Raw genomic sequence first — 20,810 nt, 5'->3', positions numbered from 1 at the left:
AATGTTGTTATGACAGGAGCACGATTTATGCCAAACAAGGGAAACACCTCTGCGGCAGCCCCGGAATTAAGTGCTGGTATCATCAAACCGCACTATAGCCCAAGGCTATGCAACGACGATCTGGCGCCAACTCGCGATCAGAATTGGAGCTGGTACAACATATTTTCATTCTGGATGTCAGACGTACACAGCATGGGCGGATACGTGGTTGCCGCAAGCTTCTTTACTCTCGGGCTGGCAAGCTGGCAGGTGCTGATTTGCCTGCTGTGCGGGATTTGTATCGTGCAGCTGTGTGCCAACCTGGTGGCCAGACCAAGCCAGCAAGCGGGCGTTCCCTACGCGGTTATTTGTCGTCAGGCGTTTGGCGTGTTCGGGGCCAATATTCCGGCGGTGATTCGTGGGCTGATCGCGTTTGCCTGGTACGGTATCCAAACTTATCTGGCAGCAAGCGCGCTGATGCTGGTACTACTGAAATTCTTCCCGGCGCTTAATCCGCTGACTCTACCGCATTGGCTAGGTCTTTCTGCATTGGGCTGGATTTGTTTTGGCGTGATGTGGGTGCTGCAGGCGATGGTTTTCTGGCATGGCATGAGCGCCATCAAGCGCTTTATCGACGTCGCCGGTCCAGCGGTTTATGTGGTGATGCTGATGCTGGCAGGTTGGATTGTGTACAAAACCGGTCTGAGCAATATCTCCTTTACCCTGGCCAGTAAATCACTGAGCGTTGGCCAGCAAACCTGGGAAATGATCACAGCAACCGCGCTGGTAGTGTCTTACTTCTCTGGCCCGCTACTCAACTTTGGTGACTTCTCGCGTTACGGTAAAAACATGAGCGAAATTCGCCGTGGTAACCGCTGGGGCCTGCCGTTTAACTTCCTGCTGTTTTCGATCGTCACTGTAGTGATTGTTTCTGGAACTCAATCGCTGTTTGGCACCATGATCACCGACCCGATTGAAACTGTCAGCCGCGTGGGTAACAGCGTTGCTGTCGCACTCGGCCTGCTGACTATGATTATTGCCACTATCGGCATTAATATTGTTGCCAACTTCGTGTCACCCGCGTTCGATTTCTCCAACTGTTCACCGCAGAAAATCAGTTTCCGTACCGGCGGGATGATTGCCGCTGTCGGCTCTGTATTGCTGACTCCGTGGAACCTGTTCCAATCGCCAGAGCTCATCCACTACACGCTGGACGTGCTGGGCGCCTTTATCGGGCCACTGTTTGGGATTTTGCTGGCAGATTACTACTTAATCAAACGCGGTCATCTTGACGTGGATGCGCTGTTCAACGCCACGCCTGCTGGTCGTTACTGGTATCGCAATGGCTTCAACCCGAAAGCAATCGGTTCACTTATCCCGGCGGTATTGATTGGGCTGGTCATTAGCTTTACGCCGAGCCTGCATCAGGTGGCGAACTTTAGCTGGTTTATCGGGGCATTCTTGTCGGGCGGTTTCTATCGCTTTATTGCCCGTCACGATCGCGCGGCCAGTACTTCAATGGGTTATGTAAAAGCCGAACTGGGCAAAGAATAGTTTAGGCCGGTTTAGAAACAGCGAAGCCCTGATTCATTGCTGAATCAGGGCTTCTGAATGTGGCGGAACGGACGGGGCTCGAACCCGCGACCCCCTGCGTGACAGGCAGGTATTCTAACCAACTGAACTACCGCTCCACTTTCTTACTGCTACTGCCGCTCCATGTCACTGGAACGAGGCGAATATTACGGTTGGTCAGTGATTCCGTCAATGCTTTTTCTGCCAAAAAAATTCATTCGCCTAGTATTTCGTCATCACGGTGATATAACCGCCAAAAAGCCATTAATTTTATTCAGTTGCCGGTGGCGCAGGACGCCATAAACAGCTGCCGCCTTTCTTCTGCACCAAATCGAGACGCGATTCATGCGCGACCAATTCTTCGTCGCTGGCCAGCAGCACCCGTAAACCCGATGCAGGACGCATAATGGGTTGAATATCAAGACCATCGGCACCGGTATTCTGCTCGCCCTCGTGGGAGAACTTCATTAGCGTCTGCCCACCGGTCATCATCAGATAGACTTCGGCGAGGATTTCGGAGTCAAGCAATGCGCCGTGCAGGGTTCGCTTGCTGTTGTCGATTAGATAACGGTCACTGAGCGCATCGAGGCTGTTGCGCTTGCCGGGAAACAGCTTGCGCGCCATAAACAGGCTGTCGGTTATCTTGCAGAAGGTTTCGGTTTTGGGAATGTTGCGTCCCAGCATGCCGAATTCGTAGTCCATAAAGCCAATATCAAAGTTGGCATTGTGGATGACCAGCTCGCCACCGCGAATATATTCAAGAAACTCATCGGCAATTTCGGCGAAGGTCGGTTTGTCGGCAAGAAATTCGTCGCTGATACCGTGAATGCCAAACGCTTCAGGGTCGATCAGGCGATCCGGCTTGAGGTACATATGGAAATTGCGACCGGTCAAACGCCGGTTGATTACCTCAACGGCACCGATTTCGATGATCCGGTGCCCTTCATAGTGGACACCCAGCTTATTCATACCGGTGGTTTCGGTATCGAGAACAATCTGTCTTGTAGGGGTAGTTAGCATATTGCAGTGCTCATAGCGCTCGTTTATGTCAGACTTGGCTTTTACATTCTGATGGAAGAGTCTACCAGAGATGCGCAAACAGGTAGAAATTTTCACCGACGGATCTTGCCTCGGCAATCCGGGACCCGGTGGTTACGGCGCAATATTGCGCTACAAAGAACACGAAAAACCCTTTAGTGCCGGTTATCGGCTGACCACGAATAATCGCATGGAGCTGATGGCGGCGATTGTCTCGCTGGAGGCATTAACCACGCCGTGCGACGTGACGCTGAGCACCGACAGTCAGTATGTTCGACAGGGCATTACTTTATGGATCCATAACTGGAAGAAACGCGGTTGGAAAACGGCAGATAAAAAACCGGTTAAAAATGTCGATTTGTGGAAACGTCTGGATGCCGCCATTCAAACCCACACTCTGAACTGGATGTGGGTCAAAGGCCATGCCGGGCATCCGGAGAATGAGCGCTGTGACGAGCTGGCGCGCGTTGCTGCCGGTAATCCTACGCTGGAAGATGTCGGCTATCAGCCCGAAAAATAACAGACTACGTTTACCCCGCCATACCTTGCGCAAATTTGTTTACGGAAATGAAAATAATTTGCGCATTTCTTCCCCCCAAAAGGAATCATTCCGCCTATTTATTGGCAATAAAAAGCCTATCCTTCAGGAGTAATATTAATTTAACTTTGTTGATTCAATTTAATATTCATCAGGCATGGTGCGAATTATATCGGTATCAGACAAGGTTTTTGAATATCAAAAAGGAGATACTATGTATAAAAGTTCAAATTTACCCGTGACTAATAGTGTCAGGGAGTTATCAAAACGATTTGGTCAGGCCTTGTGTGTCAACACCATTCAAAGCTCTGTTAAGCCCACCAACCCTGCAAGTAGTCGAATTATCGATAAAAAAATACATTTGATTTGGGTCGGTGATGACTGGCAAGGTCTAATAAAGCACAAAGCCAACATTGAAAATACAGCCCGAAAGAATCCGAAGTATCAGGTTGTTATTCATATTTATATAAAAAGCTCCGCAGGTAGTAATTTTTCGGATTTAAAGTTTGCAGAGAAAAATATCGAAACTGTTGATATGAATAACGAAACATGGTTTTCAATTTATAAAAAAAGCAAATATTTTAGGCAAGCAGAGCAGTCGATGAATGGCGAAAGGAAAAATTATGCATCCACCTCTGATATCTTGCGAAAAATTCTGATCCGCAATTTGGGCGGTATCTATAGTGATGCGGATGATATCTACACTGGCTCATTACCTGAAAAATTGATAGCCGATCCGCATGAGATCCTCACCACCAAGGGAACCACGTTTTCACGTTGGGGCAATGTGAAAGGCGTTCACAGTAGTGCCTTCGCCAGCCACAAAGACAATAATATTCTTATAAAAATTATCAAAAGCAGTTTTGAAGAGTTCGTTAAAAATGAGGACATTATTTATCGTAAAAATTCGACAACTAATCATCTAGATAATAATTTCCGGCTGAATTCGGGAACCGCAGGATCATTGCATTTTTCAAAATTTGTTATGAATCAGAGTGAAGCTTTCCAAAAGGCCTATATTCTTTCCGATCAAGATCCTGAACATCGTCTTGTCAAAAGACACATGCCGTTCGCGAGCATATTAAAACAGGTCGTTACCTCCGGCATTGGCGAGTTCGATAAAGACCAACAGCTTCGTATGGTGGAAGAGCTTGCCAAAAGCTCGGGCAGGATCATAATCTGAAAACCAACCATATATGATATTCCTTCCGACAGCCCCCTCATCTCTGTGAATTGAGCTTTTGCGCTGACCAGCAGAAACTTAAATCCTCAAAGCGTGCCTTTAATCCTCATGCTTTTTACGATAGCTTTTGTTGGCTCCCACCGGCTGGGCAATCGACTGACGACGAGCAGGCATTTTCTTGGCCGTCGGTAGCAGCGGCAACGTGCGTTTTCTCGCGACGATCACCGTCATACAGCCAAGCGCAGGAAGATGCGCGCTAAGCAAACGCCCCCCCTGCCGATGCCATGGCAACACTTGAAAACGAGCTTTAAACATCACCTCGTAGTTGAGCAGGCTTAGCCAGTCGATTAAGCGTGTCTGAGTGAACATGCGGCTATTAAATGGCTGTCGCTTGCGGAAAAAAGGCACGCATTTGCCTATTCCCAGTAAACTGAATGGGGCAAAGCCGCTCAACACCAGCCAACCATCGTCAATCAGCACTCTGTCGACTTCGCGCAGAATGCGGTGTGGGTCGGTGGCATAATTTAGCGTGTGGCACAGCAGGCAGGCATCTACCGATTTTTGCTCAAAAGGCAAATAGTACGGATCGCCCTGCACATGCAGGCTTTCGCCCTCTGGGGCAACGTTGACTTGATGCGAGATCGGGCAGTCTTCGCTGTTGATTTCAACACTTAAATTTCCGATTTTAAGCAAATGAAAGCCGTACAACTTGCTCCACCAGGGTTGCAGTTGCTGTTCAAGCGCGGCACGGTAGTAATCACCACGAGGAATATCATTCCACGATGAAGGCACCACCAGCTTTTTATGAATTTGGGCTGACTTCATATTTTGTGTTCAACTTTCAGGCAATTGCTTAAGGAGTATGTCATGAATCTTATCAGTATTCCGGCGTTACAGGACAATTACATTTGGCTGCTGGATGACCAAAAAGGTCATTGTGTGATCGTTGATCCCGGCGAAGCAGCACCCGTGCTCAAAACGTTGGCCGAACGCAATCTGACCCCTTCCGCTATCATGTTGACTCACCATCACGGTGACCACGTCGACGGCGTTAGCTCAATTATCAAACAGTTCCCTACTGTAAAAGTATACGGCCCAGAAGAAACTTCGAGCAAGGGAGCTAAGATAATTCTTAAAAATGGCGATCGGGTCGAAATTGGAGGGGTAAACTGGGCAATTTTTGCTACGCCAGGGCACACATTAGGTCACATTTCATACTATAGCGCGCCTTACCTTTTCTGCGGCGATACGATGTTTTCGGGCGGATGCGGAAGATTGTTCGAAGGGACGCCCGAGCAAATGTACCAATCGTTTCAACGCTTAGCTGAACTTCCTGACGATACGCTTGTCTGTTGCGCGCACGAATATACAGTCTCAAATCTTAAGTTTGCACGCTCAATTCTCCCAGATGATTCTGATATTTTGGTACATGAACAATCTGTGCTGGATAAGCGTAAAAACGGACAATCATCTCTGCCTACAACCCTAGGTTTGGAACGTAAAATCAACCTATTCTTACGATGCCATGACTCTGATTTACAAAACAATTTAAACCTTAACGGAAGCATTACATCTGACTGGCAAGTTTTTGCTCATTTGAGGCATCTCAAAGATACCTTCTGAACCTTTTAGTTGTCTTTTTTGACAGGGCAAAGTAGTATTGCTCGTCTTTTAAGCAACTATGACACACACATGAAGGCTAAAGCGATTATCTTCGCCTCAGTGTTGCTAGTGGGTTGCCAGGCGTCCAGGCAGGACGTCAAGGTACCAGAACAGCATGCACAGAGTTTGTCTTCGGCAAGTCAAAGTGAAGCAGGAGAGTACGCAGACGATGGGCAGTCGACATCGGCGCATTGGTTGGGCACTAGTGACCCCAATGCGCAAAAGAATCTGTGGAACTTCATTGGCGACGAGCTGAAGATGAAGGTTCCGGATAATTCCCGGATCCGTGAGCAAAAACTAAAATATTTAAAAAATAAGAGCTATCTCCACGATGTAACATTACGGGCAGAGCCGTACATGTACTGGATCACCGAGCAGATTAAGAAACGTAATATGCCGATGGAACTAGTACTGCTACCCATAGTGGAGAGCGCTTTTGACCCCAAAGCAACTTCAGCAGCCAACGCCGCTGGGTTATGGCAGATTGTGCCAAGCACGGGTCGAAACTATGGTTTGAAACAAAACCAGTGGTATGACGGTCGCCGCGATGTTGTGGCATCGACAACTGCTGCGCTTGATATGATGCAAAGCCTGAACAAAATGTTCGGCGGTGACTGGTTACTGACCGTTGCAGCCTACAACAGCGGTGAAGGTCGCGTGATGCAAGCGATAAAACAGAATAAAGCGAAAGGTCGACCGACAGATTTCTGGTCATTGGCGCTTCCTCGGGAGACGTCGATTTATGTACCGAAGATGTTGGCACTTAGCGATATTCTTAAGCATAGTAAAAAATACGGTGTTAGCTTACCGAAACCTGACGAAGACCGCGCATTGGCGCGTGTTGAAGTGGGCCAGCAGATGCAGTTAACTCAGGCGGCTGAGATGGCGGGCATGTCACTGACTAAGCTGAAATCGTATAATACCGGTTACAAGCGTAATGTAACGGCCCCTAACGGCCCTCATTACATTGTGTTGCCAAAAGCGCATGCAGATCAGTTTAAAGACTCTCTGGCTGATGGAGACATCAGTGCGGTGCAGGAAACAAAACTGGCGAGCAACAGCACGTCTGGCGCAGCTTCTTATAAGGTCCGCTCCGGCGACAGCCTGACAGGAATTGCAGCCAAACTGAATGTGAAGTCCAGTGACTTACAGCGTTGGAACAATTTACGCTCGGCGAGCGTGCTAAAAGTTGGGCAAACCCTGCAAGTGGCAGACAGCGGCGTTAGTGGCAGCAGCGACAGTATTACTTATCAGGTGCGCAAAGGTGACTCGTTATCGAGCATTGCCAAGCGCAACGGCGTGAACATCAAAGATGTGATGCGTTGGAACACGGGTCTGGACAACCTCCAGCCGGGCGAGAAGCTGACACTCTATGTCAGCGGCAAGCAGAGTCCTGACAGCTGATATTACTGTGAAATACTCGCTGTGATCGTTAGTAAAAGCACCTTCGGGTGCTTTTTTATTACCTGAAATTCAACGAATTTTCATAACACTCACAAGTTAAGAAATAATCCCCTTCCAAGTTTAAATCTGCAAAAGAAACGAGTTGAATCAGTGCGAAAACCGCCCCTTTAAATAAGATGACTCCACACTGGCCGTTACTATTAAAATAATACCCTCCTTCATAAAATAATATTTATCTCACCCATCAATTTAACCTTGAAAATACCCCCCCCACGCCACCTCGCCTTGCAGAATATTATTTTCCAAAAAGTAAAACTCATAGGCCATATGCTCTTTATCCTTCGAAATTCTGTGATTAGAGTCACAAAAATATGACATTAGGAATCTAAGCTGCTATATCTAATTAACAGTGAGAAACAGACCCGACCAGATAAAACACTTAATGGAGAGGGGATAGACAGTATTGCCGGCCTATATTTCTCACCTGCTACCACCTTGATTGGCCACCTATTTTTCCCCTCACACTCTTTCGCAAGGATGTATTTGAACCACTGATATAAAACTAGAAAATAAGGTACTTATGACGCAGATTAATCTAGAAAAGATTGAACCACTCTCGGAGACGCAGGGGGGCGAAAATAACGTTCCTGCCCAGGTTGAAAATAGTGAATCCAACAATTTTCTTAGCGCAGATGCGTTTCTCCTTACCGCCACAGGCATCGCTGCCATCGCTGGTTTTTTATATGGGTACGACACAGGGATTATTTCAGGCGCACTGCTGCAAATAACCCACGACTTCTCCCTCACAAGTCACGCGCAGGAAATGGTCACCAGTGCCATTCTTGTTGGTGCGGTTATTGGCGCTTTATGCTGCGGTAAACTGTCCAGCGTGATTGGTCGCCGCTATACGGTAATGACTGTCGCAGGTATTTTTGCCGTTGGCGTTATCGGCTCAGGTCTTTCTCCTACCGCTCTCTGGCTCGGTATGGCGCGTATCGTGCTTGGCTTTGCCGTTGGTGGAGCTTCGCAAATTGTTCCGGTATATATCGCCGAGCTGGCACCGCCGGCAAAACGTGGTCGACTGGTGACCTTTTTCAATATTTCTATCGGTATCGGCATCCTGACCGCTGGCCTGGTTGGCGCGTTTATGCAGGATATCTGGACCTGGCGCACGATGTTCTCGGTCGCTGCCATTCCGGCGCTAATCCTGCTTTTCGGCATGCTGCCAATGCCCGAGAGTCCGCGCTGGTTAGTGGGTCAAAAACGAACCAAAGAGGCGCGTATTGCGCTGAATATGGTCCGTGAGACTGACCGCGAGGTTCGCCATGAACTGCGAAATATTCAAAAAGTGCACGATAAAGTCGAGCGTAAAAGTGTCGCAGGCTGGAAAGATTTAAAACAACCCTGGATGCGCCCTGCCCTGTTTGCAGGTCTGGGAGTTGCCGCCTTTACCCAGCTTTCGGGCATCGAGATGATGATTTACTATACCCCGACCTTCCTGACCGATGCCGGATTTAGCCGTGCAGCGGCATTGCACTCCGCGCTGGGCGTGGCTGTGATCTATCTGGTGCTGACAATAATCGGCAAGTTGGTGGTTGACCACGTTGGCCGCCGTGCATTGACGCTGTGGATGATGCCAGGCGCGATCATCAGCCTGTTCCTGCTGGGCCTGATGTTTATGCTCGACAGCCATGGTCAGCAATACGGCTGGTTAATCGTGACTTGCCTGTTTGCCTTTATGGTGTTTAATTCCGGCGGGATTCAGGTAATCGGTTGGTTACTGGGTTCAGAAGTGTATCCGATGGGGATAAGAGAGAAAGCCACCAGCCTGCATGCTGCAACCTTGTGGGGTTCAAACTTGCTGCTGACCGCGACTGCGCTGTCATTGGTTAGCGTATTGGGAATTGGCGGTGCGATGTGGTTTTACGCCCTGCTTAACCTGTTAGGTTTCCTGTTTATCTTCTTTATGGTGCCAGAAACCAAAGGGCGCTCATTGGAGGAGATTGAAACTTCTCTGAAAGAGGGGCGTTTTTATCCTCGCCAGCAGAATAAAAAGTCCAAGGCAATGAAGCCCGTTGATGAGGCTGCCTAAAATTTAGATTAAATAGCATTGCTACACCATGCCCCGGTCCAGCATCCGCTGAGCGGGGCATTTTTATAGCTCGATTCCCGGCGACGGGCTCTGCGCCAGAAACTCGACCAGCAGTGGATTGTGATCTGAGGCACGAGTTTCAAGCACCTGCGCGCTGGTGACACTTAAACCACGATAAAAGATGAAATCCAGCGGTCGGCCAAAAGCGGTACGACGCAGATCGGCCGGGAAGCGAACTTCCTGCAAATTGACATTATTGGCGAAGCCGAATAGCGCATTAATACGTTGGCGGCTCCAGGCGTTAAAGTCTCCCGCCATCACTACCGGGCCTTTGTGATTGGCAATTTGCTCGCCAATCGGGTCCAGCTGCTTACTGTAAACGTCTACACCAATACTGAAATTTACCGCATGAATATTGACCACCATTAACAAACGCCCATCCACCAGCGGATAAACCGTGACCAGCGCTGATTTTGCCAGGCGTAACAGAGGTTCACGTTCTCGCAGTGGGCAGCAATAGACCGGATGCGCGGCGGCAAGCGTCATAACCCCGGAAGGGTGTTGAGGCAAGTCAAAAGCCGGTACCTGATCGGCAGCAAGGTAATGTGACGTGGCAAAATGGATTAGCGCCGGAGTGGTTTGCGCCTCCTGCAACAGCACTAGCTGCGCATCTTTACCAAAGCTCTGCAATACGGATAGCCAGTCAGCGCGCTGCTGCTTAAAGATATTCCAGACCATAATCCGCAAGATGTTCGAATTGGGCAGTGCAGCTCCCGGCGGCAGATCCGGTCCCAGATGTGCGAGCACACCAGGGAATATTTGCTCGACCGGTTGACCTGCAACATACCTCATTGCATACGTTTTTTTCGGCACACTGTTAACCCATTCTACCCAGCGTTGTTTTTTGAAAACGAACGCTGGCGATATCAATATCGTGAATCTGCTGTGCGGAAAATTTCCCTTCAGCGGTATTTGTCAGTATACGCCGCCGTTGGGTAAGACCCAATTTGTTTACATTGGTATACATCCTGTAGGTAAAAAAACCGATTTATCCGACGACGCATCAGCACTGATATGAGTAATGCGGACAGTATTCAGACAATTATCAGGTTTTACTCAGAGCATAAGAATTGGGAAAACTTGTGATTAAATGATAAAAACAGCCATAGTTGATAATTACTCATGCTGGAGAAGCAACAATGAAAGCAAGCTCAGAAGAGCTGATGGTGTTTGTGACTGTGGTGGAAAGTGGCAGTTTCAGCCGTGCGGCCGAGCAGCTTGAACAAGACAATTCAGTCGTTAGCCGAACCATTAAAAGGCTGGAACAGAAGCTTGGCATCCAGTTGCTTAACCGCACAACCCGGCAAATTAGCCTGACCCATGAAGGCGAACGTTACTTCACGCGAGTACAAAAAATCCTGCAGGAAATGTCGGCGGCGGAAAACGATCTGCTGGAGCATCGTAATGATCCTCAGGGTTTGTTGCGCATTGATGCCGCAACCCCGGTTATCCTGCATGTGCTTTCACCGCTGGTAGCAGAATTCCTTGAACGTTATCCCAAAATGACCCTGTCGCTCTATTCTTCCGAGAGCAATATCAATCTGATTGACCAGAAAGTTGATGTCGCAATTCGCGTCGGTGAACTGGAAGATTCAAGCCTGCGTGCTCGTAAACTGATGCTGAGCTACCGCAGCGTACTAGCATCCCCTGACTATCTGCAAAAATGGGGAACGCCAAAAAGTGTGGATGATTTGGCTAACCACCGTTGTTTGGGATTCAACGAGGTTATGGCATTAAATAAATGGCCGCTGCTGTGTTCCGACGGTCAACAACTGACTATTACGCCGTTTATCAGCGCTGGCAGCGGCGAAACGTTGCGCCAGCTATGCCTGGCAGGGAATGGTATCTCCTGTTTGTCTGATTTTATGACTCGCAAGGACGTCGTGAACGGCGATTTAGTCGAGCTGCTGGTGCCTGACCTGATGCGAATAGCTATGCCGCTGCATGCGGTGTATTACAGCGATCAGTCAGTAAGCACACGGATTCGCTGCTTTATTGATTTCCTGAGTGAAAAGCTGAGTTAAACAGGCTTTCTCTTGATACTGCCGATTTCATGAAAAAAGCCCAAACCTGGATCAGGGCTTTAGAGTGATGGACCGTATAAACTCAGAAATAAATCAGGAAAAAATCAGTCCCAATCTGGCGCTAACCCTTGCGGACTGACTAAACGCCCGTCGCGCTCCAGTAAGGCAATCTGCGCCAAATCTTCAGCAGTCAACGTCAGTTCCTGTGCCAAAAGATTACTTTGCAGATTGGCACGCTTGGTCGATGAAGGGATAACCGCATACCCCAGTTGCAACGCCCAGGCCAGTACCACCTGAGCAGGCGTGGCGTTACGACGCTCTGCGATTTGAATGATAGTTGCCTCTTTTAACGCCTCTCCGTAGGCCAGCGTCATGTAAGAAGTAATGGCGATGCCGTGTTGAGTCGCGAATTCAACCACTTTATTATTCTGCAGGAACGGCGATAGTTCTATTTGGTTGGTGGCAATTTCTGCCGCGCCTACCGCGTCGATAGCTTCCTGCATTAGCGCCACGGTAAAGTTGGAGATGCCAATCTGGCGAGTCAGCCCCAGCGCCTTTGCCTTGGCTAGCGCCTGCATGGTTTCTGCCACGCTGACCGCCTTGTTCGGCGACGGCCAGTGAATCAGCGTAAGGTCAACATAATTGGTTTTCAGCTTGCCCAGGCTGATTTTGAGGCTGTCAATCAGCGCATCGGCGGTTAGGTTTTCAATCCAAATCTTGGTGGTAATAAAGATATCTTCACGAGGAACCCCACTTTCACTAATCGCCTCACCCACTGCGGCTTCGTTGTCATAAATTTGTGCAGTGTCGATAGCGCGATAACCCAGTTCCAAAGCCGTAGTTACGGAATCTTTGACAATTTTATCTTGTAAACGGAAGGTCCCCAGACCAAAGGCAGGTATGTTCATTTTTACTCTCTCAATGTTGTTGTCAATAATCTGTGACCCCGTGAAAGGGTCAATATGGCGAGAGTATGAACGGGGAGTTAATGGATAAAAATAGCCCTAATCGCATAATACTTTTGATTAATATGCAACAGTCTGGCAACTACTCTTTGTGCTGATAGCACAGCCAATCGATATCAGGAACGGCCACTAAACGCGTTACCAGGGGATCATAATGCAAGCACTCAATTTCTTTGACATCGCCAGGCAAAGCGAGAGCCAAAGAATTCCCATCCTGTAAACCATGGAACAACCTACCCGTTGCTGAAGAAGAGAAAGTCTGCAGTTGCGGATTAATACTCAACTCAGCCATGGCCCAAATTCCCGATCCCTGCTGTTTTAATGCGGCTTCACGCAGGCACCAGAGCTGCCAGAATGCCTCCTTGGGCTGGGGCTGATGGCTTAACCAACTTTGTTCTTCCACGCTAAAAACTGCCTGAGCCAAGCGCAGCATGTTAGGCCTATCACGATGAACCTCGATGTCGCAACCTACAGCCCCATGCTTAGAGATCGCCACCAGCAGCCGATTGCCACTGTGGCTCAAGCTGAACTCAGGCTGTGCTGGATCGGCAAAAACGGGTTTTCCACCGGGCTGGATAACAATTTCAGCCAGCGTTGACTGGTTGAAAAGGGTAAACATAAGCTCGGCGAGCAGCGCCCTGCCTGCCAAAAAAGTTGCTGCGCGCTGTGGGCTAAAGCTCTTGGCGGCGGCCAATATGGCAGAGGGTAAACGCGCTGAACAACAAAGTTCGCTGACCAAACCGGTTGCCAGTGTAGTTTTCATCGTTATGGCCAACGACGGAATATAAGCGAAGTATTGATGCCGCCAAAGGCAAAGTTATTTGACTGGATAAATTCCGTATCAATTTGACGATTTTCGCCGATGATGTAGTCCAGATCGCCGCATAAATGATCCGGCTCGGTCAAATTAAGCGTTGGGAAAAATTGCCCCTCGTTCATCATCTCAATCGACATCCAGGCCTCCAACGCACCACAGGCACCCAAAGTATGACCAAAGTAACTTTTCAATGAGGATATCGGCGTCGTGCTGCCAAAAACTGCAGCCGTCGCGTTACTTTCGGCAATATCACCGCGGTCGGTCGCAGTACCGTGGGCATTGACATAACCGATTGCTGCAGGCGAGATCCCGGCCTGATTAATTGCTTTGGCAATACAAATTTGCATGGTTTCCTGCTGCGGCTGAGTGATATGCGCTGCATCGCAGTTAGTGGCAAAGCCGACAATTTCGGCGTAAATTTTTGCTCCGCGCGCTTGAGCGTGTTCCAGTGACTCAAGAATCAGCGTGCCGGCCCCTTCGCCAATCACCAATCCGTCGCGCTTTTTATCGAAAGGACGCGGTGAAAGACTGGGTGTATCGTTTTGCTGACTAGTGGCGAACAAAGTATCAAACACTGCCGCCTCTGAAGGACAAAGTTCTTCTGCACCACCGGCAATCATCACCTTCTGATAACCGTGACGGATAGCCTCATAGGCATAACCGATGGCCTGACTGCCCGAGGTGCAGGCGCTGGAAGTCGGGATAACCCGCCCCTTCAAGCCAAAAAATAGCCCGGTATTTACCGCCGTAGTGTGTGACATCATCTGCACGTAAGTAGTGCCGGTGATGTTATTGGTATGCTGTTCAGTCAGCATGGTAGCAAATTCGCTGACCGGTTTAGTGCTACCGGTGGAGGAGCCGAAAGCAATTCCCGTTTCTCCGCCAGTCAGTATAGGGTTACCAATCAGACCCGCCTGTTCCAGCGCCAATTCAGTAGAACGCGTGGAGAGCAGCGATACGCGGCCCATCGAGCGGATGCGTTTACGGGTGTAGTGTTCCGGCAGAGTAAAATCGTCGATGGGCGCGGCGATATGAGTATTTAAGCCCTTGTAGATCAACCACTCATCCATATGGCGCACCGCATTTCGGCCTTCGAGCAGGCGTGCGGAGATTGACTCCCAGCTATTGCCGAAGGCGGTAATTCCTTTCATTCCGGTGACAACAACTCGTTGAATACTCATACCATACCGCCGTTAATCGAAATCACCTGTCGGGTAACATAGCCCGCGATGTCTGACATCAAATAGCTGGCCAAACCGGCGACTTCCTCTGCAGATCCCATGCGTTTCAACGGGATGATACTCATAGCGGCCTCTACGGCCTGCGGCTGCATGTCGAGCATTCCAGTATCAATCAGGCCAGGGGCGATACAGTTCACGGTAATCTTGCGCTTGGCCAGTTCCAGCGATAGCGCTTTGCAGGCGCCAATAATGCCTGCCTTGGCGGCGCTGTAATTGACCTGCCCGCGATTACCGGTAATGCCCGAAACGGAGGAAAGCGCAATAATTCTTCCGCCCTGTCGCAGGCCAATCATCGGCATGACACAAGGATGCAGGACATTATAGAAGCCATCGAGATTGGTATGAATCACGCCATCCCAATCTTCATCGGTGAGTGCGGGGAATGCACCATCGCGAGTGATACCGGCATTATTTACCACCCCGTAGTAAGCACCGTGCGCGGCGATATCGGCTTCAATCGCCACCCGACACTGCGAACGATCGCTGATATCGAAAGCGATCGTTCTGGCGCTGCCGCCCGCCTGGCGGATCTGTTCGGCAGTATGCTCTGCGCCAGCAAAATCGCGATGATAATGCACCACCAGGGTGAAGCCGTCTTTTGCCAGTTGAATAGCAATCGCCTGACCAATGCCCTTGCTGGCACCGGTAACCAATACTGAACGCGTCATGTGGCTGTCCCCTGTAATAATCTTTTTGCTTCTTCAGCTTCAGGCTGATAAGTGTTCAGCCTGGCCTGCACCAGCTGCGTATCCACCTGAGTTTGGCTATCTCTGGATGCAATGGTGCATTCAAAGCACGCAAGCTTGTCGTCCTTTAACAGCTGGCTGACGTGAATGACCAACAAGCTGCCCGCTGGAAATGCCGCAATGCTGCATCTCATGCCGCGTCCGCCCAAAAGCATGCCAAGCTGCGGCTCACCCCCCTCTTGCTGGGCATGCCATCCATTCCACACGCCTACCGTCTGCGCCATCAATTCAATCGCAAACCACACAGGCAGCTGACCATGCTGGTCAAGAAATGGTGCCAACAAACCATCGGCGCTGACTTTTACCTCGCAACAGGCGGAGTCTTTGCCGACACCGAGGACATTTTCCAGCATCACCATCGGTGCTTCATGCGGTAAATAATGTTCTGCGGCCAGAAAAGTCATCACGGTTTACCCAACAGAATGCTGGCGTTATTACCACCAAAAGCGAAAGAATTGGAGAGGATTACCGGTTTTTTCAGCCGCTGTGGCTGTAAAAGCAGGCCAAACGCTCCCAAACTGGTATCCAGCTCAGCCATGGAAAAATCCTGTGGCGGCAACGGCAAATCACGCTCCAGGATAAGCCATCCCAAAGCAGCCTCTGTCGCTCCGGCGGCTCCCAGAGTATGTCCGGTGAGATGTTTAGTCGAACTACAGGGCGTAGCGCCTGCAAATAGTCGCTGAATCACCTGCGCCTCTACCCGATCGTTTTGCTCGGTCGCGGTACCGTGGAGATTAATATAGCCAACATCCTGTGAACTCAGGTCCGCTTGTTCCAATGCCATGCGCATCGCCTGTTCCGCGCCTTCTCCCTGCGGATGCGGGGCCGACATATGCCAGGCATCAGAAGATTCGCCTACGCCCAGTAACGCCACCGCAGCAGGTTCGCGGGTCAGCAGAATAAGCGCCGCGGCTTCACCAATATTGATGCCGTCCCGGTCGGCAGCAAACGGCGTGCAGCGGCCCTCAGACAATGCTTCGAGGCTGTTAAAGCCGTTGATTGGCATGCGACACAGGCTATCCGCGCCACCCACCAGCGCAACGTCAGCCAATCCAGATTCGATTAAACGCTGACCGCTGATGATTGCTCGGGCACTCGATGAGCAGGCGGTAGACAGCGTATAGGCCACGCCGCCAAGGTCCAGCAGCTTGCTCAGAAACTGCGAGGGGTCGCCCAGTTCCTGCTGCTGATAGTAAAATTCGTGTGGGAAAACGCCCTCTGGCTGGCTAAATTTTACCGCATCTTCACCCTCGGCAATACCAGAGGTGCTGGTGCCAAGGACTACCGCAACGCGATCTTTGCCGTATTTTCCGATCGCCCTCTCAACCTGTGGGCGTATCTGTTGCAGCGCGGCCATCAGCAGCTGATTATTGCGACTGCGATGACACGCAAGAGCTTGTGGTACTTCCGGCAATGCGCCTGATACTAGCCCAAGCCAAATGTTTTTTTTGCTGGTTAGCCATTGATCTTGCTGCTGCATACCCGGAGATTGCCGGGCGACAAGGTTTGCAGCGATCTCGTCAAGCTGTGATCCCAAAGCATTGACCATGCCGACGGCGGAGAAATAAATCATGCATCACCCCCGACGTTTTGAATCGCAATGTGGTAATGGAACACATGTTGAGTAATGGCCACCGGCTGCCGACTACTATTTTGCACGAGGTAATCAATTTGCGTAATAATCTGCCCTTTATCGTCATACAGCGTGCGCTGAGCGACTGTATCTACTAGCTTCCAGCCCACCGGCAGCAAAGGTTGCCAACGGTTTATCGGCCAGTAGCTCAGCATGATATCTGCCAGTACCTGATTGGCAGGCGGCAGTTGCGCAATCTTAATCGCCTGCTCGGTGTGAATGCCGTTTTGATCGTAGAGCACTTTAAACAGGCGGATCCCTACCGGCGAAAGTCCCGCCAGCTGCAGAGTTTGTCCGTCGGCTACCAGCAACACCAGCATCGATTGCTGCTTCCCGTCGACGGTGGCAGTCAACAGCTGTTGCTGTTCGAGCTTTTCATTCAGCTGTGGCGCTGGCAGCAACACCCGCACGCCAGGCTTTAGCCAAGCCTCCGGGCGCATATCAGGTTGAGAAGGCGTGGCGCATCCCGCGAGTAGCAGAGTGATTATCAAAAACAGCAACCTGCCTTTAATCATTTTTTTATTCCTCGTTTTTTCACCGGCAAGGTCAGCGGGGAAAGTAGAAAAGCGGTAAATATGCCGCTGCTTAGCACAATACCAAAACTGCTAATCGCCTGCGTTGAGCTGAACACCAACATGCCGAAAGTTAGCTGGGTGGTGACTACTGCCATAAAAATCGCAAACATCGAGGTTGTCGGCGTTCCCCGTGGATTGGTAAAGAACAGGGTGTAATTGATGCCAATTCCCAATACCAGAATCAGTGCCAGCAGCGAGAACAGATTTAAACTGTGCCCGCTCAGACCCAGCGCCGCGACACCCATTGCCAGCGATAATAGCGTTGGAATACAGCAAATCAGCCCGTGCGGCCAACGAAAGCGCCACAGGTAAATCGCAGCGATAACACCGGCGGCCAATGCTAATAGCCAGGAAAGCATCACGCGGTATTGCGCGAACAGGTCGCTAAATTCGGTTTTACGATCGATCCAGCCGACACCGGGCAGCGATTGCGCCAATGATTGCATGGCGGCGCTGTCGGTAACACCGTTGACCGGCACCAGCGCTGCGCTGCGCCCGTTTGGCAAAGATAGCCACAATAGTCGCCAGCCTTGACTCACCACACTTTGCTGCCATTGACCGGGCGAGACCCATTGCGCTGCAATATCGGCAGTCTTTACGCTGATCCCCGCCTTTTGCAGCTCGGCAGCGACCTGCGGGGCTCGCTCGGTTATCAAAGCCAGATCGGCTTTTTGTCGCTGCATCGACGGCAACCCTAGCAGACGATAACCCGCCACCAGCCCCTGCTTTTTGGCGATGATTAATTTAGGCTGCAATGCTTCTACACGCTGCAAAGTCAGCTCTGCGCTTGAGCCGTAAACCACCAACCATTTCTGGTCGTTGGACTGCCCGGTCAGCGCGGCGATTTGCCGCTCTTGCTTGAGCAACTTGGCAGGCAACGCTTGCAGTTGCCCGATATCATCGTTGGCGTGAAGTCGCGACCAGCCAATTACCGCCAACATCAGTACCGCGAGCGGCAGCCCGATTCGCAACGCTTTAAGATTGCGCCAGGCGTGCAACCAGCCAAGAATCAACGATATACTCGGCGTTGGGCCGACCGGTAGATGCCTGGAGAGATACGGATACCAGCAGATCACGGTAATACAGGCCGCGCTCAAACCTGCGGCGGCAAACACTGCCAACTGCTGCATGCCGGGGAAAGGCGCAATCAGCAGCATCAGATAAGCGACTACCGTTGTCAGCATCGCCATCGACAGCGCCGGAAACAGTTTTCTCAGGCTTTCCAACGGCGTGGACTGTGCGCCATGCACTCGCCGCTCGGTCAGAAAATACAGCGTGTAATCAGCGGAAATACCGACAATGCTGGTACTGAGCACCAGCGTCATAACGTGGATTTCGCCAAATGCCAACAGCGTGCTTACCGTGCCAGCCAAAGCACCAATGCCAATCGATAACAGGCTCAAAAACATCGGCACTACAGAGCGGAACATCAATAAAATCAGAGCAAAAACGCCAATCACCGAGGCCAGCCCCAGCGTTGAAATATCATGTTCTGCCTGTTGGCTGGCATAATTGCTGTAGAAAACAGTCCCACGCTCCAGCACTTCAGCCCCCGGCCACTTAATCTGAAACTGTTTTTTCAACTCTTCGAGCTGGTCAACAATCTGCTTGCTGCTGGTTAAATCGTAGGACGATGCGCGAAGCTCGGCGTGAAGTAAGTACCAACTTTGCCCTTTACTGTCTTTGGCTCTTAACCAGCCGTTATCCAACGCCATGCCAGCGCTGTTTTGCTGCTGTGCCATCTGCGACGCTCGCACCAATAACAGCGGATCGTTAGCCAATTCCTTGCCACTAACGCCAGCAAACGCAGAGTATACCTGGCCCATTATCCACTGAGACTGAGTGCTGGCGCCGCTGATTAATCGTGCGCGCGTGGCATCATCGAGCATCGCATTTCGATGCTGATAAAAGAACTGCCCCCACTGCTGTTGGTGGGCGTCATCCATCGGGCCTTCGACCTGTTGCAGCGCAGGCAGCTGGCGCAGGTGACTCAACCACCAGTTCAGCGCTTCATCTCGCTGCTCATTTTCAGGCGGGTTGACCAACCACATCAGCTGGCGGTCGAGCCGCTGACTAAAGGCCGCAGAAAGATCTGCTGGCACATCGGCCAGTTGCTGTTTGGGCAATAATGCCAGCACGCTGCTGTTGACCTGACTGCGGGGTATCAGCCAAAACAGTGTGGCAATCAGCGCCAAACAGATTAGCAGCCAGCCGATAGCCAGCTGACGATGGCGTTCAGGAAGAAAAATGCTGCTTCTCGGCATCAGTTAAAGTCTTAGGCTCGGTACGTTGATTAAAGAAGCGAATTTTCGTGCTGTCGCCCTGCATGTCATTGATATCGATATTATTCAGATAATTTTGGCCATCTAAAGTGATCGTTTTGAATAGACGGTTTAAAGGTGAGGTTTTAGGTTCAAGCACCAGCCTCCAGTTGCCCTGCCCAAGATCGCTGAAATTCAGGGTAAAGTTTTGCTCCAACGCCCGATGATCGGCATGAAAAAGCGCCGTTAGCAGCGAGTTAAACTGGAACATTTGCGGGTTATTTTGCGCTGTCACCACCTGCGGCGCCTGACCAGCCATAGTTTGCACCATTTTACTGTCTGTCAGTAACAGGCTCAGCGGAAAGGGTTTTTGTTGCTGCCACCAGAGACCATCGCTGCGTGAAATCAGCAAATTTCCGCTTGAATTGAGCTTCTGATCCATTCCGCTGACGCTGCGCTGCTGGCTAAATTCAGCGCGCAGCACCGGTTGTTGACTAAAGCGCTGCTGAAGCTGGTCGAGAGTCACGGCCTGTGCGCTTAAGCTAACTAAAGCGATAATTGTCAATAGAAAACGCATCACTGACTGATCCCCATTTTATCGAATAAAACTGGCGGCGAAACAAAACACATCTCTTTGCTTTCGATGTGAACTGCAACTTGCAGCGTATAGCCGCTGGTGGTGCGTTTGCCGGTTTGTAAATCGAAAATCTGATAGTCAATTCGCAAACGGTTTTCGAACTCTGTCACTTCCGCCTGCACAATAATCTGCTGCTCAAAGGTGACCGGCCCGCTGTACTTCACGCGCGTATCGACAATCGGCCAGACATAGCCTGAGGCTTCCATCTCGCGATAGCCGTAAGCAAACTGCTTAAGCAGCGCCTCGCGAGCAACCTCGAAATAGCGAAAATAATTGCCGTGCCAAACTACGCCCATGGGGTCAACATCGTGAAAAGGGATGGTTATCTCAACGCGTGTAGTGAAACGAGGATCGGATAAACGCAGATCTTTTTTCTCGGCCAT

20 protein-coding genes and 1 tRNA gene are annotated in these 20,810 nt (G+C 50.4%); 7 read left to right on the top strand and 14 right to left on the bottom strand.

Annotated elements, in window-relative coordinates; translation table 11 throughout:
• Window positions 1–27: 27 nt before the first annotated feature.
• Window positions 28–1,533 carry an NCS1 family nucleobase:cation symporter-1 gene (locus AB3G37_RS04975; RefSeq protein ID WP_369789891.1) on the top strand — a complete coding sequence of 502 codons (1,506 nt, stop codon included), beginning with the start codon at window positions 28–30 and terminating at the stop codon, window positions 1,531–1,533.
• Between the two features lie 60 nt (window positions 1,534–1,593).
• Here AB3G37_RS04975 and AB3G37_RS04970 read toward each other — a convergent pair.
• Window positions 1,594–1,670 (bottom strand) — tRNA-Asp (locus AB3G37_RS04970).
• Between the two features lie 151 nt (window positions 1,671–1,821).
• A complete protein-coding gene (gene dnaQ, locus AB3G37_RS04965) occupies window positions 1,822–2,571 on the bottom strand; it encodes a DNA polymerase III subunit epsilon (RefSeq protein ID WP_369789890.1) in 750 nt (249 codons plus the stop codon).
• A gap of 70 nt (window positions 2,572–2,641) precedes the next feature.
• Between dnaQ and rnhA the strand changes: the two genes are divergently transcribed.
• Both rnhA and AB3G37_RS04955 read left to right on the top strand, forming a co-directional pair.
• Window positions 2,642–3,109, top strand: a complete 468-nt coding sequence (rnhA, locus tag AB3G37_RS04960) for a ribonuclease HI (RefSeq protein WP_009638170.1) — start codon at window positions 2,642–2,644, stop codon at window positions 3,107–3,109.
• Between the two features lie 232 nt (window positions 3,110–3,341).
• Window positions 3,342–4,310: a glycosyltransferase gene (locus AB3G37_RS04955; RefSeq protein ID WP_369789889.1), complete on the top strand. Its 969-nt coding sequence runs from the start codon at window positions 3,342–3,344 to the stop codon at window positions 4,308–4,310.
• A gap of 99 nt (window positions 4,311–4,409) precedes the next feature.
• On the opposite strand, the gene AB3G37_RS04950 is transcribed toward AB3G37_RS04955, so the two are convergent.
• Window positions 4,410–5,135 (bottom strand): class I SAM-dependent methyltransferase, encoded by a 726-nt coding sequence (locus tag AB3G37_RS04950; protein ID WP_369789888.1) that lies wholly within the window; start codon window positions 5,133–5,135, stop codon window positions 4,410–4,412.
• 42 nt (window positions 5,136–5,177) lie between these two features.
• Here AB3G37_RS04950 and gloB point away from each other — a divergent pair, with 42 nt between their 5' ends.
• The 3 genes from gloB (at window position 5,178) to AB3G37_RS04935 (ending at window position 9,468) form a co-directional block, all read left to right on the top strand.
• Window positions 5,178–5,933, top strand: a complete 756-nt coding sequence (gloB, locus tag AB3G37_RS04945) for a hydroxyacylglutathione hydrolase (RefSeq protein WP_369789887.1) — start codon at window positions 5,178–5,180, stop codon at window positions 5,931–5,933.
• 69 nt (window positions 5,934–6,002) lie between these two features.
• On the top strand, window positions 6,003–7,376 hold the full coding sequence (mltD, locus tag AB3G37_RS04940; RefSeq protein ID WP_009638167.1) for a murein transglycosylase D: 1,374 nt from the start codon (window positions 6,003–6,005) through the stop codon (window positions 7,374–7,376).
• Between the two features lie 580 nt (window positions 7,377–7,956).
• On the top strand, window positions 7,957–9,468 hold the full coding sequence (locus AB3G37_RS04935) for a sugar porter family MFS transporter (RefSeq protein ID WP_369789886.1): 1,512 nt from the start codon (window positions 7,957–7,959) through the stop codon (window positions 9,466–9,468).
• Between the two features lie 63 nt (window positions 9,469–9,531).
• Here the strand turns inward: AB3G37_RS04935 and AB3G37_RS04930 are convergent, their stop codons facing one another.
• Window positions 9,532–10,341, bottom strand: a complete 810-nt coding sequence (locus AB3G37_RS04930) for an endonuclease/exonuclease/phosphatase family protein (protein ID WP_369789885.1) — start codon at window positions 10,339–10,341, stop codon at window positions 9,532–9,534.
• Window positions 10,342–10,667: 326 nt separating this feature from the next.
• Here AB3G37_RS04930 and yafC point away from each other — a divergent pair, with 326 nt between their 5' ends.
• The gene (gene yafC / locus AB3G37_RS04925; protein ID WP_369789884.1) at window positions 10,668–11,552 is read left to right on the top strand and encodes a DNA-binding transcriptional regulator YafC; all 885 of its coding nucleotides are present in this window, start codon (window positions 10,668–10,670) and stop codon (window positions 11,550–11,552) included.
• A gap of 104 nt (window positions 11,553–11,656) precedes the next feature.
• Here the strand turns inward: yafC and dkgB are convergent, their stop codons facing one another.
• The 10 genes from dkgB to AB3G37_RS04875 form a co-directional block, all read right to left on the bottom strand.
• Entirely contained in the window at window positions 11,657–12,460 is an 804-nt protein-coding gene (dkgB, locus tag AB3G37_RS04920; RefSeq protein ID WP_369789883.1) for a 2,5-didehydrogluconate reductase DkgB, read from the bottom strand.
• Between the two features lie 139 nt (window positions 12,461–12,599).
• Window positions 12,600–13,280: a 4'-phosphopantetheinyl transferase superfamily protein gene (locus AB3G37_RS04915; RefSeq protein WP_369789882.1), complete on the bottom strand. Its 681-nt coding sequence runs from the start codon at window positions 13,278–13,280 to the stop codon at window positions 12,600–12,602.
• Window positions 13,281–13,282: 2 nt separating this feature from the next.
• Window positions 13,283–14,515, bottom strand: a complete 1,233-nt coding sequence (locus AB3G37_RS04910; RefSeq protein ID WP_369789881.1) for a beta-ketoacyl-ACP synthase — start codon at window positions 14,513–14,515, stop codon at window positions 13,283–13,285.
• Window positions 14,512–15,243 (bottom strand): 3-ketoacyl-ACP reductase FabG2, encoded by a 732-nt coding sequence (locus AB3G37_RS04905; RefSeq protein WP_369789880.1) that lies wholly within the window; start codon window positions 15,241–15,243, stop codon window positions 14,512–14,514. The genes AB3G37_RS04910 and AB3G37_RS04905 overlap by 4 nt, the downstream gene beginning before the upstream one ends.
• Window positions 15,240–15,725, bottom strand: coding sequence for a 3-hydroxy-fatty acyl-ACP dehydratase (locus tag AB3G37_RS04900; RefSeq protein WP_369789879.1), 486 nt, complete (start codon window positions 15,723–15,725; stop codon window positions 15,240–15,242). Before AB3G37_RS04900 ends, AB3G37_RS04905 begins: the two co-directional genes overlap by 4 nt.
• The gene (locus AB3G37_RS04895) at window positions 15,725–16,894 is read right to left on the bottom strand and encodes a beta-ketoacyl-[acyl-carrier-protein] synthase family protein (protein WP_369789878.1); all 1,170 of its coding nucleotides are present in this window, start codon (window positions 16,892–16,894) and stop codon (window positions 15,725–15,727) included. Before AB3G37_RS04895 ends, AB3G37_RS04900 begins: the two co-directional genes overlap by 1 nt.
• The gene (locus AB3G37_RS04890; RefSeq protein WP_369789877.1) at window positions 16,891–17,469 is read right to left on the bottom strand and encodes a DUF3261 domain-containing protein; all 579 of its coding nucleotides are present in this window, start codon (window positions 17,467–17,469) and stop codon (window positions 16,891–16,893) included. Before AB3G37_RS04890 ends, AB3G37_RS04895 begins: the two co-directional genes overlap by 4 nt.
• Window positions 17,466–19,793: an MMPL family transporter gene (locus AB3G37_RS04885; protein WP_369789876.1), complete on the bottom strand. Its 2,328-nt coding sequence runs from the start codon at window positions 19,791–19,793 to the stop codon at window positions 17,466–17,468. Before AB3G37_RS04885 ends, AB3G37_RS04890 begins: the two co-directional genes overlap by 4 nt.
• Window positions 19,765–20,367 (bottom strand): outer membrane lipoprotein carrier protein LolA, encoded by a 603-nt coding sequence (locus AB3G37_RS04880; RefSeq protein WP_369789875.1) that lies wholly within the window; start codon window positions 20,365–20,367, stop codon window positions 19,765–19,767. The genes AB3G37_RS04885 and AB3G37_RS04880 overlap by 29 nt, the downstream gene beginning before the upstream one ends.
• Window positions 20,367–20,810: an acyl-CoA thioesterase gene (locus AB3G37_RS04875; protein WP_369789874.1), complete on the bottom strand. Its 444-nt coding sequence runs from the start codon at window positions 20,808–20,810 to the stop codon at window positions 20,367–20,369. Before AB3G37_RS04875 ends, AB3G37_RS04880 begins: the two co-directional genes overlap by 1 nt.

Origin of the sequence: Rouxiella sp. WC2420 (assembly GCF_041200025.1) — a bacterium.
Classification (GTDB): Bacteria; Pseudomonadota; Gammaproteobacteria; order Enterobacterales; family Enterobacteriaceae; genus Rouxiella.
Note: the sequence above shows the minus strand (reverse complement) of the source record. Positions and strands in the feature narration are given on the sequence as shown.

Coding starts and splice junctions, on each gene's coding strand:
- AB3G37_RS04885 (WP_369789876.1), bottom strand. CDS start 19,793: ATGCCGAGAAGCAGCATTTTTCTTCCTGAACGCCATCGTCAGCTGGCT.
- AB3G37_RS04890 (WP_369789877.1), bottom strand. CDS start 17,469: ATGATTAAAGGCAGGTTGCTGTTTTTGATAATCACTCTGCTACTCGCG.
- AB3G37_RS04905 (WP_369789880.1), bottom strand. CDS start 15,243: ATGACGCGTTCAGTATTGGTTACCGGTGCCAGCAAGGGCATTGGTCAG.
- AB3G37_RS04910 (WP_369789881.1), bottom strand. CDS start 14,515: ATGAGTATTCAACGAGTTGTTGTCACCGGAATGAAAGGAATTACCGCC.
- AB3G37_RS04975 (WP_369789891.1), top strand. CDS start 28: ATGCCAAACAAGGGAAACACCTCTGCGGCAGCCCCGGAATTAAGTGCT.
- AB3G37_RS04900 (WP_369789879.1), bottom strand. CDS start 15,725: ATGACTTTTCTGGCCGCAGAACATTATTTACCGCATGAAGCACCGATG.
- AB3G37_RS04875 (WP_369789874.1), bottom strand. CDS start 20,810: ATGGCCGAGAAAAAAGATCTGCGTTTATCCGATCCTCGTTTCACTACA.
- gloB (WP_369789887.1), top strand. CDS start 5,178: ATGAATCTTATCAGTATTCCGGCGTTACAGGACAATTACATTTGGCTG.
- yafC (WP_369789884.1), top strand. CDS start 10,668: ATGAAAGCAAGCTCAGAAGAGCTGATGGTGTTTGTGACTGTGGTGGAA.
- AB3G37_RS04955 (WP_369789889.1), top strand. CDS start 3,342: ATGTATAAAAGTTCAAATTTACCCGTGACTAATAGTGTCAGGGAGTTA.
- AB3G37_RS04895 (WP_369789878.1), bottom strand. CDS start 16,894: ATGATTTATTTCTCCGCCGTCGGCATGGTCAATGCTTTGGGATCACAG.
- dnaQ (WP_369789890.1), bottom strand. CDS start 2,571: ATGCTAACTACCCCTACAAGACAGATTGTTCTCGATACCGAAACCACC.
- AB3G37_RS04935 (WP_369789886.1), top strand. CDS start 7,957: ATGACGCAGATTAATCTAGAAAAGATTGAACCACTCTCGGAGACGCAG.
- rnhA (WP_009638170.1), top strand. CDS start 2,642: ATGCGCAAACAGGTAGAAATTTTCACCGACGGATCTTGCCTCGGCAAT.
- AB3G37_RS04950 (WP_369789888.1), bottom strand. CDS start 5,135: ATGAAGTCAGCCCAAATTCATAAAAAGCTGGTGGTGCCTTCATCGTGG.
- mltD (WP_009638167.1), top strand. CDS start 6,003: ATGAAGGCTAAAGCGATTATCTTCGCCTCAGTGTTGCTAGTGGGTTGC.
- dkgB (WP_369789883.1), bottom strand. CDS start 12,460: ATGAACATACCTGCCTTTGGTCTGGGGACCTTCCGTTTACAAGATAAA.
- AB3G37_RS04915 (WP_369789882.1), bottom strand. CDS start 13,280: ATGAAAACTACACTGGCAACCGGTTTGGTCAGCGAACTTTGTTGTTCA.
- AB3G37_RS04880 (WP_369789875.1), bottom strand. CDS start 20,367: ATGCGTTTTCTATTGACAATTATCGCTTTAGTTAGCTTAAGCGCACAG.